16 protein-coding genes, 1 tRNA gene and 2 other RNA genes are annotated in these 18,557 nt (G+C 68.3%); 9 read left to right on the forward strand and 10 right to left on the reverse strand.

Features of this window, described 5'->3' with window-relative positions; all coding sequences use genetic code 11:
• Window positions 1–21: 21 nt before the first annotated feature.
• The 7 genes from XCSCFBP4642_RS0113495 to XCSCFBP4642_RS0113525 form a co-directional block, all read right to left on the reverse strand.
• Window positions 22–1,221 (reverse strand): M24 family metallopeptidase, encoded by a 1,200-nt coding sequence (locus XCSCFBP4642_RS0113495; RefSeq protein ID WP_029220258.1) that lies wholly within the window; start codon window positions 1,219–1,221, stop codon window positions 22–24.
• The gene (locus tag XCSCFBP4642_RS0113500) at window positions 1,218–2,813 is read right to left on the reverse strand and encodes an aldehyde dehydrogenase family protein (protein ID WP_029220259.1); all 1,596 of its coding nucleotides are present in this window, start codon (window positions 2,811–2,813) and stop codon (window positions 1,218–1,220) included. The genes XCSCFBP4642_RS0113495 and XCSCFBP4642_RS0113500 overlap by 4 nt, the downstream gene beginning before the upstream one ends.
• Before the next feature lie 195 nt (window positions 2,814–3,008).
• Window positions 3,009–3,917 (reverse strand): dihydrodipicolinate synthase family protein, encoded by a 909-nt coding sequence (locus XCSCFBP4642_RS0113505; protein ID WP_029220260.1) that lies wholly within the window; start codon window positions 3,915–3,917, stop codon window positions 3,009–3,011.
• The gene (locus XCSCFBP4642_RS0113510) at window positions 3,914–5,227 is read right to left on the reverse strand and encodes an NAD(P)/FAD-dependent oxidoreductase (protein WP_029220261.1); all 1,314 of its coding nucleotides are present in this window, start codon (window positions 5,225–5,227) and stop codon (window positions 3,914–3,916) included. The genes XCSCFBP4642_RS0113505 and XCSCFBP4642_RS0113510 overlap by 4 nt, the downstream gene beginning before the upstream one ends.
• Window positions 5,220–5,465, reverse strand: a complete 246-nt coding sequence (locus tag XCSCFBP4642_RS0113515) for a 2Fe-2S iron-sulfur cluster-binding protein (RefSeq protein WP_029220262.1) — start codon at window positions 5,463–5,465, stop codon at window positions 5,220–5,222. The genes XCSCFBP4642_RS0113510 and XCSCFBP4642_RS0113515 overlap by 8 nt, the downstream gene beginning before the upstream one ends.
• Window positions 5,462–6,700: an NAD(P)/FAD-dependent oxidoreductase gene (locus XCSCFBP4642_RS0113520; RefSeq protein WP_029220263.1), complete on the reverse strand. Its 1,239-nt coding sequence runs from the start codon at window positions 6,698–6,700 to the stop codon at window positions 5,462–5,464. The genes XCSCFBP4642_RS0113515 and XCSCFBP4642_RS0113520 overlap by 4 nt, the downstream gene beginning before the upstream one ends.
• Window positions 6,700–7,638 carry a proline racemase family protein gene (locus tag XCSCFBP4642_RS0113525; RefSeq protein ID WP_029220264.1) on the reverse strand — a complete coding sequence of 313 codons (939 nt, stop codon included), beginning with the start codon at window positions 7,636–7,638 and terminating at the stop codon, window positions 6,700–6,702. Before XCSCFBP4642_RS0113525 ends, XCSCFBP4642_RS0113520 begins: the two co-directional genes overlap by 1 nt.
• Before the next feature lie 161 nt (window positions 7,639–7,799).
• Here XCSCFBP4642_RS0113525 and XCSCFBP4642_RS0113530 point away from each other — a divergent pair, with 161 nt between their 5' ends.
• The 5 genes from XCSCFBP4642_RS0113530 (at window position 7,800) to XCSCFBP4642_RS0113545 (ending at window position 12,210) form a co-directional block, all read left to right on the forward strand.
• Window positions 7,800–8,516, forward strand: a complete 717-nt coding sequence (locus XCSCFBP4642_RS0113530) for an AraC family transcriptional regulator (protein WP_029220265.1) — start codon at window positions 7,800–7,802, stop codon at window positions 8,514–8,516.
• Between the two features lie 170 nt (window positions 8,517–8,686).
• A complete protein-coding gene (gene ftsY / locus XCSCFBP4642_RS0113535) occupies window positions 8,687–10,381 on the forward strand; it encodes a signal recognition particle-docking protein FtsY (RefSeq protein WP_029220266.1) in 1,695 nt (564 codons plus the stop codon).
• A 351-nt stretch (window positions 10,382–10,732) separates the two neighbouring features.
• Window positions 10,733–10,808: non-coding RNA, sX9 sRNA (locus XCSCFBP4642_RS27125), on the forward strand.
• A gap of 30 nt (window positions 10,809–10,838) precedes the next feature.
• Window positions 10,839–11,912: an A/G-specific adenine glycosylase gene (mutY, locus tag XCSCFBP4642_RS0113540; RefSeq protein WP_029220267.1), complete on the forward strand. Its 1,074-nt coding sequence runs from the start codon at window positions 10,839–10,841 to the stop codon at window positions 11,910–11,912.
• 19 nt (window positions 11,913–11,931) lie between these two features.
• Complete coding sequence (locus XCSCFBP4642_RS0113545; RefSeq protein WP_029220268.1) at window positions 11,932–12,210, forward strand: oxidative damage protection protein; 279 nt, start codon at window positions 11,932–11,934, stop codon at window positions 12,208–12,210.
• A gap of 118 nt (window positions 12,211–12,328) precedes the next feature.
• Here XCSCFBP4642_RS0113545 and XCSCFBP4642_RS0113550 read toward each other — a convergent pair whose 3' ends face one another.
• From XCSCFBP4642_RS0113550 to XCSCFBP4642_RS0113560, 3 genes are all read right to left on the reverse strand, one after another.
• A complete protein-coding gene (locus XCSCFBP4642_RS0113550; protein WP_029220269.1) occupies window positions 12,329–13,954 on the reverse strand; it encodes a hybrid sensor histidine kinase/response regulator in 1,626 nt (541 codons plus the stop codon).
• A gap of 400 nt (window positions 13,955–14,354) precedes the next feature.
• Window positions 14,355–14,630 (reverse strand): hypothetical protein, encoded by a 276-nt coding sequence (locus XCSCFBP4642_RS0113555; protein ID WP_029220270.1) that lies wholly within the window; start codon window positions 14,628–14,630, stop codon window positions 14,355–14,357.
• Window positions 14,631–14,892: 262 nt separating this feature from the next.
• Window positions 14,893–14,968, reverse strand: a tRNA-Phe gene (locus XCSCFBP4642_RS0113560).
• Between the two features lie 178 nt (window positions 14,969–15,146).
• On the opposite strand from XCSCFBP4642_RS0113560, the gene XCSCFBP4642_RS0113565 reads away from it, so the two are divergent.
• The 4 genes from XCSCFBP4642_RS0113565 to XCSCFBP4642_RS0113575 all read left to right on the forward strand — a co-directional run bounded on the left by XCSCFBP4642_RS0113565 (window position 15,147) and on the right by XCSCFBP4642_RS0113575 (window position 18,240).
• Window positions 15,147–15,683, forward strand: a complete 537-nt coding sequence (locus XCSCFBP4642_RS0113565) for a lipocalin family protein (protein ID WP_029220271.1) — start codon at window positions 15,147–15,149, stop codon at window positions 15,681–15,683.
• Between the two features lie 100 nt (window positions 15,684–15,783).
• Window positions 15,784–15,859: non-coding RNA, sX9 sRNA (locus tag XCSCFBP4642_RS27130), on the forward strand.
• Between the two features lie 73 nt (window positions 15,860–15,932).
• On the forward strand, window positions 15,933–16,409 hold the full coding sequence (locus XCSCFBP4642_RS0113570; RefSeq protein ID WP_029220272.1) for an LEA/WHy family protein: 477 nt from the start codon (window positions 15,933–15,935) through the stop codon (window positions 16,407–16,409).
• Window positions 16,410–16,446: 37 nt separating this feature from the next.
• Window positions 16,447–18,240 carry an acyl-CoA dehydrogenase C-terminal domain-containing protein gene (locus XCSCFBP4642_RS0113575; RefSeq protein ID WP_029220273.1) on the forward strand — a complete coding sequence of 598 codons (1,794 nt, stop codon included), beginning with the start codon at window positions 16,447–16,449 and terminating at the stop codon, window positions 18,238–18,240.
• Window positions 18,241–18,557: the final 317 nt, after the last annotated feature.

Raw genomic sequence — 18,557 nt, forward strand, 5'->3', positions numbered from 1 at the left:
CGTGCGTGAGCCTGTACCGGCTCATGCAAACGGTTGGTCGATCGCCGGCGACGGCGGGGTGAACCACTGCGCGCCGGCATCGGTGACATGGAAATGGTCTTCCAGACGTACGCCGAACTGCTCGGGCACCACGATCATCGGCTCGTTGCTGGCGCACATGCCCGGCTGCAGCGGCAGTGCGTTGCCGCGCACCAGATACGGCGCCTCATGAATCGCCAGGCCGCAGCCATGACCGGTGCGATGCGGCAAGCCGGGCAGACGATACTCCGGGCCAAGCCCTGCCGCCTCCAGCACCGTGCGCGCGGCCTGGTCCACCGCCTCGCAGGCGACGCCTGGGCGGATCGCCGCGAATGCCGCGGCCTGCGCGGCCTGCTCCAGGTCCCAGATGCGCCGTTGCGCATCGCTGGGCGTGCCGTAACTCCAGGTGCGAGTGATGTCGGAGTGGTAGCCCTGCACGGTGCAGCCGGTGTCGATCAGTACCAGCTCGCCTTCGCGCAGCTGCTGCACACCGGGAATGCCGTGCGGAAACGCAGTGGCATGCCCGAACTGCACGATGCAGAAGGTCGAGCCGTTGTCCGCGCCCAGCGCGCGATGCGCCTGGTCGATGAAGCGCACCAGCTGGTCGGTGCCGATGCCTTCGTGCGCGATGCCGGCGGCCAGGCGATGTACCAGCAAGGTCATGTCGCAGGCCTGCTGCATCAGTGCCAGCTCGGCGGCCGACTTGCACATGCGACAGCCATCGATGATGCCGCCCGCGTCGCGGATGGCGGTGCCCAGGTGCGCGCGCAGGCCGGTGTGCACGGCAAACGCGATCCCCGGATCCAGCGCCAGCGCGTGTGCATGGCGATCGTCCATGACCTGCACCACCAGTGCATACGGATCCTCGTGTTCTTCCCACAGCAACTTGGCCACCGGGATCTGCAGCACCGCGTCCAGCGAGCCTTCCTCGAAGGCCGGGCAGATCAGCGCCGGGTCGCCATCGATGGTGAGCAGCATCGCCACCAGCCGTTCGCTTGCCCCCCACGCCACCCCGGTGAAGTAGCGCAGCGAGGTGCCGGCGCCGACCAACAGTGCATCCACGCCGTGCGCGCGCATCAACTCACGCGCACGCTCGATGCGCTGCGCATACTCATCGGCCGCGATCGGCGCGGCGCGCTGCGTCCAGGGCGCCAGTTGCGCCTGCGCCTGCTGCAGCGACAGACCGCCAATCTGGGTGCTCATGCGCCCGCTCCCACGTCGGCGCTGCTCCACCGCCCGTCCACCAGGCGCGCCACGCCGCCGGGATTGCGCTGGCGCAGTTCCACCGGCAGCAGCGCATCCGGTACTGCGTCGTAACTGTGCAACGCCGCAAAGCGACGGATCGCGCCGGGCATGCCGACCGCAGTGAAGCCCGGATGCCCGGTGCTCGGGAATGGGCCGCCATGATTCTGCGCCGCGCTCACTGCCACCCCGGTCGGCATCTTGCTGTTGATCAGGCGCCCCACCCGCGCGCGCAGCACCGGCGCGATCGCCTGCCAGGCGGCATCGTCGCTGCCATCGCCTGCGCGGTACAACGTGCCGGTGAGGTTGCCTTCGAACGCGGCCGCCAGCTGGGCCATCTGCGCGGTATCGCGTGCGCGCACCAACAGGCTCACCGGCCCGAAGGCCTCGGTCTGCAGCGCCTGCGGGTTGGCCAGTAATCCCTGCGCATCCACGCTCAGCAAGGTAGGCGCATAGCGGAAACCGTCTTCGCCACGGTGCCCGCCGGCCAGCAGCGCCGCGCCGGCGTCACGCAGCGTCGCCACGCCGCGCTGCACGCCGTCCACCCCGGAGGCCGAGAACAGCACCATCGGCAACGCGGCATCGAAGTGCGCCTTGGTGGCGGCGACAAAGGCATCGCCCGACGCGCCGTGCGGCACCACCACCACGCCGGGGTTGGTGCAGAACTGCCCGCTGCCCATGGTGCACGAGGCGAAGAATTCCTGCGCCAGCGCATCGCCACGCTCGACCAGCGCGCCGGGCAGCAGGAACACCGGGTTGACGCTGGATAGCTCGGCGTAGAACGGCACGCCGGCCGCATCGGCAGCCGCCTTCAAGGCCAGGCCGCCGGCACGGCTGCCGGTGAACCCGATCGCCCCCAACCGCGCGTCGCCGGCCAGGCGCGCGCCGAGTGCGTTATCCAGGTGATACAGCAACTGCATCGCGGCCGCCGGCAGCCCTGCGGCCAGCAGCGCCTGATGCGCGAGCTGCGCCATGCGCTGGCTGGTGGCCGGATGCAACGGATGCGCCTTGGCAATGACCGGATTGCGCGCGGCAATGGCCGAGGCGAAATCGCTGCCGGCAATCGCATTGAACGCGAACGGGAAATTATTGGGGCCGAACACCAGCACCGGCTTGCCCAGCGGCGCCAGATGCGCGCGCAGATCGGCGGCGGTGTCGATGATGGGGTTGGTCCAGCTGTAGCTGCGCACCGCCTTGGCCGCCTGGCGCAGCTGGCCGCTGGTGCGCGGCAGCTCGTTGCCACGCAGGCGGGTGGGCGCCGGCAATGCGGTTTCTGCGTGTGCGAGCGCCACCAGGGTGTCGGCGTCGGCATCCAGCGCGTCGGCGTAGCCCTCCAGAAAGGCGGCGATGCGCTCGGCCGGTGCGGCAGCCAGTTCGGCGGCCACCGCCTGCGCGGCGCGCAGCGCGGTCTCGATGTCCTGGGCATCGCTGACCGGAAACAGCGGGCCGATCGGCTCGCCGGTGCCGGGATCGGCAGCGCGGAAGCCGCCGCTCGTCGCATGGCTGGGCTGCCATTGGCCGGCGAGCAGGACGGGTTGGAGCATGTCGTTCATTGCGGCACCTTCGATTGCATGGAATGGGCCGCTGCGCGATGTGCCGCAGCGGCTACCCAGGGAGGCGATGCGCAGGTCGCACTGCGTGCGGCCCGCACATCGATCGGCACACGCCCGCCGTAGCGGCGGCGGTGGCGTGCCGACGCGACACGCTGACAGAGTGTCGTGGCGCGCAGCGTCATGGTGCCTGCGCAATCACGACAGTTTGGGCGCGTGTGCGATGGCGTGGTCGATCACCTTCAGCGCCGCCTCGCGCTCGGCACCGGCCACCACCAGCCGCGGCGCACGCAGCTGCTCGCTGCCCATGCCCACCTTTGCCTGGACCAGTTTGATCAGCTGCACGAAGGTAGGCACGGTATCCAGCCGCAGCAGCGGCAGGAACCAGTTGTACAATTCCTTGGCCGCCGGGTAACCGCCATCGCGCGCCAGCTCGAACAGGCGTACCGATTCTTTTGGATACGCATTGACCAGGCCGGCGATCCAGCCCTTGGCGCCCATGCTCAGGCCTTCGACGATGGCATCGTCCATGCCCACCAGCAGTGCCAGGCGGTCGCCCAACAATTCCTGCAATGCGGCAAAGCGGCGCACGTCGCCGGAGGATTCCTTCACTGCCTGCAGGTTCGGGAATTCGGCGGCCAGCTCGGCGATCTGCGCCGGTCCGAAATCGGTCTTGTAGGCCACCGGATTGTTGTACAGGATCACCGGCAGATCGGTCGCGCCGATCACCGCGCGCACATGCGCGCCCATCTCGCGCCAATCGGTGGAATACACGTATGGCGGCAACACCATCAATCCGCCGCAGCCGATCTCCTTGGCCGCCTTTGCCAGCGCCACCGCTTCGCCGGTCGCCAGGCTGGCGATGCCCGGCACCACCGGCACGCGGCCGTTCAAGGCGCTGACCAGGGTGCGCAGGATCGCCAGCTTGTCGTCCACGCTCAAGGTGGCCGCTTCGCCCAACGAGCCCAGCGGCACGATCGCGGTGCAGCCGGCGTCCACCAGCTGGTTGGCGTGCTTGCCGAGGAAGTCGTGGTCGATCTCGCCGTTGGCGGTGAACGGGGTGGTGATGGCCGGCAACACGCCGTGCCAGAACGTGGCAATGCTCATGGATGATTCCCTTGCGAGTCGGAAGTGAACGGATCGGCCAGCGCCGCGAGGCGGACCGGGAACAACGGCGGCCGGCGGCCGGCGTCGGAGGAAAGATCGGGCAGGCAGCGGCCCAGTTCGGCCAGCGCGGTGCCGCAGATGCGGCCCTGGCAGGCGCCCATGCCGCAGCGCGACGCCAGCTTGGCGTCGCGTGCATCGTGGAAGCTGTCCAGCGCACCCAGCGGCACGTCTTCGCAGCGGCAGACCAGGGTGTCCGGCCGCGCCAGGGCGTGGATGCGCCGGTCCAGCGCGAACTGCTGCTGCAACAGCGTGGCGAAGGCGCGCGCCGTCCCTCGGCGCGGCTGTAGCCGCAACGCGTCGGCCGGCGCGCCGGCCGCCATATGTCCGGCCATCGCGCCTTCGACCAGCGCGCAATCGCGTCCGCCGATGCCGCAGGCTTCGCCGGCCGCGAACACCTGGGTGACGCTGGTGCGCAGCAAGGCATCCACCTGCACCTGCCGATGCGCGCCGCTGGGCTCCAGCTGGCAGCCCAGCAACTGCGCCAGCTCGGTGTTGGGTACCAGGCCGTAGCCCACCGCGAGCTGATCGCAGGCAATACGGGTGCGCCCGGCCGGCCCCTCCAGTTCCACTTCGCGCAGCTGCGTATCGCCGTGCGCGGCCACCACCACGCTGCCGGTGCGATACCCGACTCGATGCAGTTGCAGCCGCAGCGCCACTGCCTGCGCGGCTTTGCCCGGCCAGCGCCACAGCTGCGCGGCAAACGTGCGCAGTGCCGCCGCCGACGCCTGTTCGTGAATGCCCAGCAGCGTGGCGCCATGCCGCTGCAAGGTCGCAGCGCTGGCCAACAGCAACGGCCCGCTGCCGCCCACCAGCACCCGCTTGCCGGCCAGCGGCCAGCCCTGCTTGGCCAGCGCCTGCGCCGCGCCGGCGCCGGTGACGCCGGGCAGCGTCCAGCCCGGAAACGGCAGCAACAGCTCGCGCGCACCGGTGGCCAGCACCAGGGCGGCGTAATGCAGCTGCAGCGTGCCGTCCGGGCCATCGGCCAGCAGCCATCCAGGTTGCGCCAGCACGATCTGCGTGCGCGTCAGCAGCGTGATCGCGGCGGTATCGCTCACCTGCCGCAGCAACGCGCGTGCATCGGCCGGTGCGCCGTGCCGCACATCGCTGCGCCACACCTGCCCACCCGCGCGCGGCTGCATGTCCACCATGCCCACGCGCACACCATGGCCGGCAGCCGCCTGCGCCGCGGCCAGCCCGGCCGGGCCGGCACCGATCACCAGCACATCGAAATGCAGGACGCGCTCAGCCATCGGTGCGTACCTGCATGCCGTCGCGTGCCTGCACCAGGCAGGCGCGTTGCTGGCCGATCCCGTCGATGCGCACCCGGCATTCAAAGCACACGCCCATGCCGCACAGCGGCGCACGCGGCTGCCCGCTGCTCGATTGCCGGAACTGCAGCGTGGCCTGCGCCACCGCGGCCGCCACGCTGGCACCGGCAGGCACCTCCACCGGCTGCGCATCCACCTGCAGGCGCACCCTCGCGCTCATGCGGCGTGCCCCTGCGCGGCGCGTGCCGGCGCATACGGCGCAGGGTCGATGGCAGGCGTGCGCCCGAGCAGGCTGTCCACGATCACCCGTGCGCTCCCCAGCGCCGTGGTGACACCCAGCCCCTCATGCCCTGCCGCCACCCAGACATCGCGCCGGCCGGGCACCGCCCCAAGATACGGCCGCCCGTCCGGCGTGGTCGGACGCAGGCCTGTCCATACGCGGATCGCCTGCAGCTCACGCAGCACCGGCAGGTAGGCGAATGCACGCTGCAGCATTCGCTGCAGCACCGGCATCGACAGCGCGCGATCGTGCTCGCCGACCTGCCGCGACGAACCGATGAGCAATTGCCCGGTGGGCCGCGGCTGCACATTGAAGGCCACGCTGATGTCGTCGGCACCATGCGCCGAATCGGCATAGCCCAGTTCCAGCAACTGATGCCGGATCAGCCCCGGATGGCGGTCGGTGATGACCAGGTGGCCCTTGCGCGGGCGCAGGGCCAGCTCCGGCAGCAGCTGCGGCAGCGCCACGCCGCTGGCCACCAGCACCGGTCCTGACAGCTGCTGCCCATCGTCCAGGCGCACGCCCTGCTCCAGCAACTGCGCCACGCGGCGGCCAGCGAACAACCGCGCCCCCGCCGTGCAGGCCAGTCCCACCAGATGCCGGGCCACGCGCGGCGGGTAGACCACCGCTTCGTCGGGCACCCGCATGCCGCCGGCCAGGCCCGGCACCAGCTGCGGCTCCAGGGCATACAGCTGCTGCGCATCGATGGCGTCAGCGTGCAGGCCGGCCGCTGCCAGCCGCGCGATCTTGTCCGGCACCGCCGCCAGTTCGCGTGCATCGCGGGCCACCCACAAGGTGCCGCAACGGCTGAATTCGGCCTCGCTGAGCGTGGCGAAACGCTCCCACAGACGCAGCGAATAGGCCGACAGCGCCAGCTCGGCCGGGTCGTCGTCCATCGCCACCAGGTGGCCCATTGCCGCTGCCGTGGAGCCGCCACCGATCGGCCCCGGCTCCACGATCGCCACACGCAGGCCCTCGCCCGCCGCGGCCTCGGCGCAGGCGGCCCCCACGATGCCGGCGCCGATCACGATCAGGTCGTAACTGCGCCGGGTGGAGGCGGCGGAGCTGCCGGACTCGGCGCGGGCTGCGCCCACCGCAGGCGTGCTCGGCGCCGCTGCAGGACCACGCGACGACGCGGCCACTGCAGGCGCAGGCGCGGGCCGCGAGGCGTGCATCAGGCCACGATGCCCCAGGCGAACGGATCGGCCGGGTCGATGACCAGCTGCGAGCGGGCAGTGAGATGCGCCTGCCCGCTGATGCGCGGCGCAATGCCACGCACGCTCAGCCGATAACTGCCCTCGAAGGCGCTGCCCAGGATGCCTTGCTGCAGCCAGCGTTCGCCTTCGCCCAGCTTGCCGTCTGCGGCCAGGCAGGCCAGCTTGGCGCTGGTGCCGGTGCCGCAGGGCGAACGGTCGTAGGCCAGCCCCGGGCACAGCACGAAATTGCGCGCCATGCCGCTGCCGTCGGGCGCGGCGTCGTTGACTTCGATGTGATCGATTTCGCCACTAGCCTCCCCCGTGATCCCGGCCGCTTCCAGCGCCAGCCGGATCGCCTCGGTATACGCGGTGAGCTCGCGCTGATGCGCCAGGTCCAGCACGCACGGCGCCTGTTCGGTGATGAAGAACCAGTTACCGCCCCAGGCCACATCGCCGCGCACGCGCCCGTAGCCCGGCACGTCCACCTCCACTCCGGCGGCGGCGCGATAGCTCTCGACATTGTCCACCCACACCGTGCCGTCGGCGGCCAGCTCCACTCCCACGGTGCCAACCGGGGTTTCGATGCGGTGCTGCCCTGGCCCGATCCGCCCCAGTTCCGCCAGCGTGCGCACCACCCCGATGGTGCCGTGGCCGCACATGCCCAGATAGCCCACGTTGTTGAAGAAGATCACCCCGGTGCAGGCGCTCGGGTCCCGCGGCGGCAGCAACAGCGCGCCCACCATGGTGTCCGAGCCGCGCGGTTCGCAGGCAATGGCGCTGCGCCAGCGGTCAAAGTCGCGGCCAAAGCGCTCGCGACACTGCGCCAGGTCGCCCTCGCCCAAGTCGGGGAAGCCGGAGAGCACCACCCGGGTAGGTTCGCCGGCGGTGTGGGAGTCGATGACGTCGATGGTGTGCATGGCCCATGCTCCCACCGCCGGCCCGCGAACGACTAGCGTGCAATGCGAAGTGAAAATGCGGAAATCCGCACAATCGCCGAGCTGCTTCAGGGCCGCGCGTTTGCGCTAGGATCAGTCACGGGCTGCACCTCTCGTACAGCCGTCCAACCGTGACTGCCACCATGACCCCGATGGACCTCAACCTTCCCGCGCTGGAAATGCAGACGCTGTTCGATGCGCTGCCGGACGTGGTGTTCTTCATCAAGGATGGCGAAGGCCGCTACACCCATTGCAATCTCACCCTGGTGCGCCGGCTCGGGCGCAAGCTGCGCAGCGAGATCATCGGTCGCTCGCCGCTGGAAGTGTTCCCGCTGCCGCTGGGCGGCAGTTACATGATGCAGGACCGTCGCGTGCTGCTCGGCGAACTCATCGACAACCAGCTGGAAGTGCACCTGTATCCCAACCGGTTGCCTGGCTGGTGCTTGACCTTCAAACGCCCGCTGTGCGAGGCCAACGAGGTGATCGGCGTGGTCGGCATCTCGCGCGACCTGGGCCAGCCCGATAGCCGTCATTCGGCCTACGAACGGCTCAGCCAGGTGATGGACCACATGCAGGCCAACTTCGGCGACAACCTGCGCGTGCAGGCGCTGGCCGACCTGGCCGGGCTATCGGTAGCCCAGCTGGAGCGGCACTTCCGCCGCGTGTTCCAGGTCACTCCGCAGCAGCTGCTGACCAAGCTGCGCATCGAATCGGCGATGCGGCTGCTGTACGGCGACGACAGTATCGCCAGCATCGGCCAGCGCTGCGGCTTCGCCGACCAGAGCGCGTTCGCGCGCCAGTTCAAGGCCACCGTCGGCATGACGCCGCGCGATTATCGTGCCCTCAAGGGACAGTTGTAAGTTCGCATCGACGCTCTGAAACAGAGCTGCACAAATGCCGAATTCGGCAGCATGGCGGGGCTCGCTGAGATCAGGGTTGGTGCCGATCTGACCGCGCAGCACTGAAGGGCGCGTCAAGGTGCGCCGGGACCCGGATGGTAGAATTCCCGGTTTCCCCTACTGCGTTGCCAATGGCCAGCTTTTTCCGCCGCAACACGCCCACCACACCCAACAGTTCGCGTACGTCGCGCTACAGCCTGGAAGAGCTGGCAGCCGCTTTTCCCACCGCACCGGCTGCCGCCACGCCTGCCTCGCCGCTCGAGGCCGTGCCGCCTGCGCAGACCGGCACAGCGCCGGCCACCGCAACGCCGGCCACCGCAACGCCGGTCACGCCCGCGCCAGCCGCAACGCCTGCGCCGGCGGCAGACACCCCGAAGCCGGCTGCCACTACCCCAGCCGACGAGCTTGCGCGCGACATCGCTGCACGCACCGGCCAGGCACAGAGCATCGCTGCGGTGCCGACCGCGCCGACACCGCCTGCCGCAGCCGCACCCGCCGCCCTGCAGGCCCTGCCGGATCCGGCACCGAGCGCTGCGCCAACCCTGCCGACTCCGGTGGTGGTGGTTCCGCCAATGGTCGTGCAGCCGCAGCACGTACCGAACGCGCCTGCTGCCGCGCCCTCTCCTGCGGCAGCTCCGCCAACGCAGCCGGCAGCACCAGCACCAGCCACCACACCATCGGGCGCAGCAACTGCTGCGGCCATCCCTGCGGCCATCCCGCCGCTCGCCGCTGCGCCGGCCATCGTGCCGCCGGCAGCACCCCCAACGGCCTTCGCAACCCCTGCCGCCGCTCCCGCAAGCGCCGTTCCGGTGGTCAGCGCACCCGCCATCGTCAGCAGCCCGGTACCGGCCACGCAGGACAGCGACAGCATCGTCGGCCAGCACGATGCCCTGCCCGCTGCCCCGGCCGGCAAACCCGGCTGGCGTGAGCGGCTGCGCAACAGCAGCTTCGCGCGCAGCTTCGGTGGCCTGTTCTCGCGCAACCCCAAGCTCGACGACGACCTGCTCGACGAGATCGAAACCGCGCTGATCACCGCCGACGTCGGCATCGGCGCCGCCACCGCGCTGGTGGAAGGCTTGCGCAAGCGCATGAAGTCGCGCGAATTCGCCGACGCACAGGCCATGTTCAAGGCCTTGCGCGCCGATCTCATCGCGCTGCTGCAGCCGGTCTCCAGGCCGCTGGTGATCGACCGCTCGCTCAAGCCGTTCGTGGTGCTGACCGTCGGCGTCAACGGCGTCGGCAAGACCACCACCATCGGCAAGCTCGCCAAGCGCTTCAAGGACGAAGGCCATAGCCTGATGCTGGCCGCCGGCGACACCTTCCGCGCCGCCGCGGTGGCGCAGCTGCAGGCCTGGGGCGACCGCAATGGCGTGGCAGTGATTGCGCAGGGGCAGAATGCCGACGCCGCCTCGGTGGCCTTCGATGCGCTGCAGGCCGCCAAGGCACGCGGTACGGATGTGCTGATCGCCGACACCGCCGGCCGCCTGCACACCCAGACCGGGCTGATGAACGAGCTCGGCAAGATCCGCCGCGTGCTCGGCAAGATCGACACCGCTGCTCCGCACGAAGTGCTGATGGTCATCGACGGCACCACCGGCCAGAACGCCATTTCGCAGCTGCGCCAGTTCCATGCGGCGGTCGGCGTCACCGGCCTGGTGGTGACCAAGCTCGATGGCACTGCCAAGGGCGGCGTGGTGTTCGCGCTGGCGCGCGAGTTCAACATCCCGATCCGCTTCGCCGGCATCGGCGAACGCCCGGAAGACCTGCGCGTGTTCGACCCGGTGGCGTTCGTGGATGCCTTGTTGCCGGAAGCGCTGGGCGGTTGATTGAAAGCCGGCACCGGGGACCGGGGACAGCGGCCGCAATCCGCGCAACCGAACCACTGCCGTCACGTCAGGCGGGCTGGGCGCGTGATGGGCATCGGGGGATACGGCGAGGCGGCGCCACGACATCGCAGTGCCTTGGCATATCGGCAACGCGGCGCGATCACGCTGCCGCTGCGCTGGGATTGTTGTGCAAGAGGGGCGCCCTCCGCGACATGGTCGGGCAGACCATGATGGCCGCCGACGCGCGCGATCGTTCGCTCTTGCGCTCTCAACGTCGCTCCTGAGTACGCCTCAGAGGCCAGCAAAACGACTGCGCTCACCAGGCGGGCGCGGCCGATGCTCGGAATCGGCATGGACCGCTCGTACACTGCGGTTCCTCCGCGCCGTCAACTCCCGCCTGACGACTGCTCGCTACGTTCTGTTCGCCGCTCTTACTCCCTCCCAGCCAGCAGACCCCATGCCAGCCGATCACGCCGCTCCCATTGCCGACGCCTTTGTCGACCGCCTGCTGCACTGGTTCGACGGCCACGGCCGCCACGATCTGCCCTGGCAGCATCCGCGTGCGCCGTACCGGGTCTGGTTGTCGGAAATCATGCTGCAGCAGACCCAGGTTGCGGTGGTCATTCCCTACTTCCAGAAGTTCGTCGCGCGCTTTCCAACCCTGCCCGATCTGGCCGCCGCCGATAACGACAGCGTCATGGCGCACTGGGCCGGACTGGGCTACTACGCGCGGGCGCGCAACCTGCATGCCGCCGCCCGGCAATGCGTTGCCTTGCACGGCGGCGAGTTGCCACGCGATGTCGATGCCTTGCTTGCGCTGCCCGGCATCGGCCGCAGCACCGCCGGCGCGATCCTCAGCCAGGCCTGGAACGCGCGTTTCCCGATCATGGACGGCAACGTCAAGCGCGTATTGACGCGCTTCCACGGCATTGCCGGCTATCCCGGGCTGCCGGTGGTGGAAAAGCAGCTATGGCAGCTGGCGACCATGCACGTTGCACAGGTCCCCGACGGCCGCCTGGCCGACTACACCCAGGCGCAGATGGATTTCGGCGCCACCTTGTGCACACGCGCCCGGCCGGCCTGCATCGTGTGCCCACTGCAGCAGGCGTGCGTCGCGCGCCGCGAAGGGCTGGTGCATGCATTGCCCACGCCCAAACCGGGGAAGGTGTTGCCCGAACGCGAAGCCACTGCGCTGCTGCTGGAAAACACGCAGGGCGAGATCCTGCTGCAGCGGCGTCCGCCCACCGGCATCTGGGCCTCGCTATGGACGCTGCCACAGGCCGAGACCGACAGTGGCATGCGCGCCTGGTTTGCCGGCCATGTCGACGGCGACTACGAGCGCGCCGACGCGCTGCCGCTGCTGGTGCATACCTTCAGCCATTACCGCCTGCATCTGCAGCCGTTGCGCCTGCGCAAGGTCGCGCTGCGCGCAGCGGTGCGCGACAATGACGATCTGCGTTGGGTGGCCCGCGCCGATCTCGCATCGCTGGGCCTGCCCGCACCGATCCGCAAGCTGCTCGCTACGCTCTAACCGCTTCGAAGGAAATCGCATGTCCCGCACCGTGTTCTGCCAGTACCAGCAATGCGATACCGAAGGCCTGGATTTCGTGCCCTACCCCGGGGAACTTGGCCAGCGCGTGTTCGCGCAGATCGGCAAGAGCGCCTGGCAGGCGTGGCTGGCGCACCAGACCATGCTGATCAACGAAAACCGGCTGTCGCCGCGCGACCCCAAGCACCGCGCCTTTCTCGAAACCGAGCTGCAGAAGTTTCTGTTCGAGCGCAATGCCGACAAGCCGGAAGGGTATGTGGCGCCGCTGAGCGACAAATAGGCGGACCGGGATTCGTGATTCGGGATTGAAGATGTCGGACGCGATGGGTCGGAACCGAATGAAGCGAACCTCCTGCTGAGACGATCTACCCCAGTCGGTCGGTTGGGCTGCTACCCCCTCAGCCCACCCCGGTCGGCCCATCCAGCAGCATGCGGATGCGCTTGAGCAATTCTTTTTGCGTGTACGGCTTGTTGACCACATCGAACTCTGCCCCGCCCACATCGGTGCGCTGGATGCTGGCATCGGCATAGCCGGTGGTCAGCAGCACCTTGATTCTGGGCAGCATGCGGCGCGCTTCACGCGCGAGCACCACCCCGTTCATGCCACCGGGCATGATCAGGTCGGTGAACAAGGCATCCACCTCCGGGTGCTGCTCCAGCAACTCCACTGCCTCGCGTCCGCTCGATGCGGAGAGGATGCGGTAACCGGCGTTTTCCAGGAACATCCTGGCCACCACTGCCACATCCTGCTTGTCTTCCACCACCAGGATGGTCTCGTTGCCACCCTTGTCGATCGCACGGCTCTTGGCGGCCTGCAGATCGTTCTCGAACTCGCTGGACGCCGGGAAATACAGACGCACCGTGGTGCCCTCGCCCACTTCGCTGTAGATGCGCACGGTGCCGCCGGACTGCTTGACGAAGCCGTATACCATCGACAACCCCAGACCGGTGCCCTGGCCTTCGTCCTTGGTGGTGAAGAACGGCTCCATCACCCGGCTGGCCACCTCCGGCGGCATGCCCGAACCGGTGTCGCTGACCGCAATGCTGACGTAGCGGCCGGGTGCCAGCTGGTGGTGCATCGCCAGATCTTGGTTGGTGATCTCCACGTTCTGCGTCTGCACGATGACCTCCTTGCGCTCGGACTGCGCCATCGCATCGCGCGCATTGATCAGCACGTTCAACAGCGCCACTTCGGCCTGCGTGGTGTCGATCTGGCAGTTCCACAGCCCCTCTTCCAGCGATTGGCGCAGGCTGATGCCGCCGCCCAGCGCGCGTTCGGCCATGCTGTTCATGCCCGACACCAGACCATTGAGGTTGACCACCCGCCCGCGCAATTTCTGCTTGCGCGAAAACGCCAGCAATTGCTGGGTCAACGTGGCGGCCTTGGCTGCGGCGGTTGCGGCATGCTCGGCACTGAAGGCGATGCGTTCGGCATTCTTGGCGGCATCGCCGGACGCCATCATCTGGATCACTTCCAGATGCCCGGACATCACCTGCAGCAGATTGTTGAAATCGTGCGCGATTCCGCCGGTCAGCTGCCCCAGCGCCTCCATCTTCTGCGCCTGACGCAGCGCATCTTCGGCGTCGCGGCGACGACTCACGTCAAGCTGCGAGCCGAAGAAATACACCAGGTTGCCCTGATCGTCGAACACCGGCGAGACGAACAGCGCATTCCAGAACGAGGAGCCGTCCTTGCGGTAATTCAGCACTTCGGTGGCGAATTCGCGGCGGTTCTCGATCGACTCGCGCACGTCCTGCACGCTGGCCGGATCGGTCTCCGGACCCTGCAGGAAACGGCAGTTGTTACCGATGATTTCCTCGGCCGAATACCCGGTCATTTCCAGGAAGGCGCGGTTGGCGAACACGATCGGGTTGTCCGGCAGATGCGGGTCGGTCACCGTCATCGGCATGCGGGTGGTTTCCACCGCGGCAAAGAAGATATCCGAGCGGTGCTTCTCGACAGGCAGGCTACGAGATTCGCTGATCATGGGCGCCCGCAGCTCTTCGTGACGGGAATCGTTCAAGTGGTGTTCTCCGCGGGGCCATTCCCGTGCCCACAGTCTAGTTGGCTTCGGTGAGTTGGTTCCTCACATCGATGAGCCTTCCCCTTACGACCACGCCCAACCATGCAACCGAATCGGCCGTTACCTTACACCGCCAGATCGGCGGCATCGACTGCACGCCACGCTCACACCCATGCACGTGCCGTGTGCGCGCGCTACGAGCGATCCTGGTCATCGTGCCTTGGCGCACTGCGATCGAGAAAACCGATCACCGATCACGTCGCCCGGGCGACCAAACCGCAACGCCCCCCCTGGTGCGGAGCAGGCCAGCCGCCCCACCCCGGCCTGCGCAACGGAATCTGCACTATTCCCAGGCAGATTGTCTGGCGCGGTCAGCAAACCACACTGCTACACAGCGTGACTACTCACCGGCGGTTTCGCTGGTGCGGTATTCCTTGGGATCCAGAAACTCCGCCAGGCACGATCCCACCCGCAACGCCTGCTCGCGCGCGTCGCCGCGATAGTCGCCCTCTCCGGCGCCTTCGATCGTGGCGATCGGCGCGCCACGGTCGCGGTGATAGACGAACGCAGTCGAAAACCACCGCCTCTGTCCGGGAGCCTGACTTTCCATCGTCTCCACGCGGAATTCGCCGCAGTAGCCGTGGATCAATGTGCGTCGGAGGGTGTTGTGCGTCATGCGCGAATTATCGCCACGCCGGGTTGAAGATCGCGTGGAAAATCACGCCGCTACGTCACCACTACGGTGCCCTGACGCGAGCACTGCCTGACACCGGCAGTCAGCCACGTCACGCCACCAAGCCGTTGCCGGGTACGCCCGTTTGCGCGACAGGCGTACATTTGCAGCGCCGCAACGAGCGATCAGGTCGAGTGCAGCGCGAGGGGGAGAACGACGATCCGGTACTGACCGGACGGCCTTGCGAACGAAGGCTTGCAGAAAATGGTGGCCGAGGACGGAATCGAACCGCCGACACGGGGATTTTCAATCCCCTGCTCTACCAACTGAGCTACTCGGCCACTACCGCAACAATGCTGCCTGCGTTGCGAGGACGCGCATCATAGCGAGCAGGCGCAGTTTGGGCAAGCGTTGTGACGAACTTTGTTGCAGGCTGCATTGGCAGCCGGTTTCTTGCGCCGGTTCACGCCGCGCGGCGGGGTGCATGGCCTAGCCTGCGCGCGTCCACCGGAGATCGCCATGCGCCTGCCCTGCCTGTTGTTGTCGTGCATTGCCCTGCTGCCGCTGACCGCGCTTGCGCAGCAACCGGTGCGTGCGGTGCCGCAGCTGGATCTCTCACGCTACGCCGGGCAGTGGCATGAGATCGCGCATCTGCCGGTGTCGTTTCAGAAGAAGTGCCGCGGCGACATCACCGCCCGCTACACGCTGCGCGACGATGGCCTGATCGGGGTGCGCAATGGCTGCCGCACGGCCAATGGCGAGCTGGCCCAGGCCGATGGCGTGGCGCGCCCGGTCGAGGGCCGGCCCGGCCAGTTGCAGGTGCGCTTTGCCCCGGAATGGCTGGGCTGGTTGCCGCTGGTGTGGGCGGACTATTGGGTGATCGCGCTGGACCCGGACTATCAATGGGCGGTGGTCGGCGAGCCGGACCGCGAATACCTGTGGATCCTGTCGCGCTCGCCACAGATGCCGCGCGCGCAGTTCGAGCAGCTCAAGGCGCAGGCCACCCGGATGGGCTACGACCTGTCGCCGCTGATCGTGACCGCGCCGTTGCTGTAAATCGGGCTGCCTGACGATCGGCCACGGCGACGTCGCCTTGGGTCTGCCAACACAACCACTGCGTAACCGCCGGGCGGGCGCGCCCGGTACCCGGTGCGGCATGGTCCACTCGCACATTCCGGTTCTTGCACGCCATCCACACCCACCGGGCGACTGCCCGCGATGTTCGGTTAGCCGCTCCAGGCCGCAAGGCGCTGTCCGTACTGCGTAGTATTCTTGGCGCCGCCTCATCGCCAAGGACCCACCTACATGCGTCGTGCCTATCGCCTTCTGATCGTGTCGCTGGCCTGCGGCCTGCTGTTGAGCGGCTGTGGCGGCGCGGTGCGCCGTGTGTCCGAGCCGGCAGCCAGCATCCAGCAACTCACCGTGCGTGCCGACGGCTCGTGGTCGGTGGACCTGCGCCTGCAGAACTACAGCAGCATTCCGATGCAGTTCGAGCGCGTGGCGCTGGAGATCTCCGCCGGCGATCAGGTGGCCGGCAAGCTCGACCAGGCCGTGGGCATCTTGATCGGCCCGGAAACCGCCGATGTGGTCACCGTCAGCCTGCAACCCACCTCGCTGGGCCGGATCACCGTGGCCGACGTGCTCGCCGGCGGCCGCTCGCTGCCCTACACCCTCAAGGGCAGCGTCTGGGCGACCCCGCAGGACAAGAAACAACGCGAGTTCGCGGTGCAATCGCGCAACACGCTCAGCCCGGCCCCCGGCCTCAACGGCGTGCTGCGCTGACGCGCACGCCTCCCGCACCGTCTTCGAAGGATCCCGCATGAGCAGCTATACCGCCCCACTGGCCGACTTCCGTTTCGCCCTGCACGACGTCCTGGGCGCCGAAGCCCTGTTCGCCCGGCTCGGCTACACCGAGGCCAGTGCCGACATCATCGATGCCGTGCTCGAAGAGGCCGGCCGCTTCACCAGCCAGGTGCTGGCGCCGCTGAACAGCGTGGGCGACGAAATCGGCTGCGCATTCGACAAGAGCACCCACGCGGTGACCACGCCGCCGGGGTTCCGCGCCGCCTACGATCAGTTCGTGGAAGGCGGCTGGAACGGGCTGACCGCCGAGCCGGAATTCGGTGGGCAAGGCATGCCGCACCTGCTGGGCGTGCCGCTCAACGAAATGATCAACTCCGCCAACCTGGCCTGGGGCAATTTCCCGCTGCTCTCGCATGGCGCCACCGAGGCGCTGCGCCAGCATGGCGAGGCCTGGCAGCAGGAGGTCTTCCTCAAGCCGCTGATCGACGGCCGCTGGACCGGCACCATGTGCCTGACCGAACCGCACTGCGGCACCGACCTGGGCCTGCTCAAGACCCGCGCCGAGCCCAATGCCGACGGCAGCTACGCCATCACCGGCACCAAGATCTTCATCACCGCCGGCGAGCACGACCTCACCGACAACATCGTGCATCTGGTGCTGGCCAAGCTGCCCGATGCCCCGGCCGGCGCCAAGGGCATCTCGCTGTTCGTCACCCCCAAGTTCAGGGTGGACCGCGATGGCACCGTGGGCGAGCGCAATGCGCTGCACTGCGGCTCGATCGAGCACAAGATGGGCATCAAGGGCTCGGTGACCTGCGTGATGAACTTCGAGGGCGCCCAGGGCTATCTGGTCGGCCAGCCGCACAAGGGACTGCAGGCAATGTTCACCATGATGAACACCGCGCGTCTGAGCGTGGGCCTGCAAGGCATCGGCCTGTCCGAGCGCGCCTATCAGAACGCCCTGCGCTACACCCGCGAACGCCTGCAGTCGCGCGCGCTCAGCGGCGCCAAGGCACCCGACAAGCCGGCCGACCCGATCATCGTGCACCCGGACGTGCGCCGCATGCTGCTGACCATCAAATCGCTGACCGAAGGCAGCCGCCTGCTGGCGCTGCACGCGGCCAGCCTGGTGGACATGGCACACCGCGGCGCCAACGAGCAGGAGCGCAATGATGCCCAGACCCTGGTGAGCTTCCTCACCCCGATCTCCAAGGCCTGCCAGACCGAATGGTCGATCGAAAACACCTACCACGCGTTGCAGTGCTTTGGCGGCCACGGCTACATCCGCGAATACGGCATGGAGCAGCTGGCCCGCGACGCCCGCATCACCACTATCTACGAAGGCACCACCGGCATCCAGGCGCTGGACCTGATCGGCCGCAAGACCGCCGCCAGCCAGGCCGCCGGGCTCAAGCTGTTCCTGGCCGACGTGGAAACCTTCGCCAAGGCACAGCAAGGCAACGCGGCACTGGCCGAGTTCATCAAACCGCTGCGCGACAAGGCCAGCGAATGGGCCATGCTGACCCGCGACGTACTCGACCGCGCCGCGCGCAACCCGGACGAACTGGGTGCGGCCAGCTACGACTACCTGTTCTATTCCGGCTACGTGGTGCTGGCCTACTGGTGGGCGCGCAGCGTGGCCGCCGCCGATGCCTCGGCGCAGGGCGACGACTTCAAGCGCGCCAAGTGCGAGACCGCACGCTTCTATTTCGCCCGTATCCTGCCGCGCACGCTGACCCACGCCGCCACCATCCGCAGCGGCGCCGCCCCGCTGATGTCACTGGAAGCCGAACTCTTCGGCGAAGGCTGAGCACGCGCCATCATCGCGGCGGGCTGCGCTGTCGTAGGAGCGGACCTGGCCGCGACAAGGCGGCATCGATCGCCAAGGTCTAGCGCCCGGGTGCGCTCCTGCCGACCAGCGATCGCAAGATTCTGCCGCCGTCGTAGGAGCGGACCTGGCCGCGACAAGACGGGATCGATCGGTAAGGCCTCGCGCCCAGCTGCGCTCGTCCGATTCACCAACACCATTAACGCGCCCAAAGATCGATCCCGCAGTACGGCGGCTTCGCGGCCAGGTCAGTCCGTGCCAAGCCACTAGTTGCAAGACACGCGCCAACACCGCTCGCT

It is taken from the genome of Xanthomonas cassavae CFBP 4642 (assembly GCF_000454545.1).
GTDB lineage: Bacteria > Pseudomonadota > Gammaproteobacteria > Xanthomonadales > Xanthomonadaceae > Xanthomonas > Xanthomonas cassavae.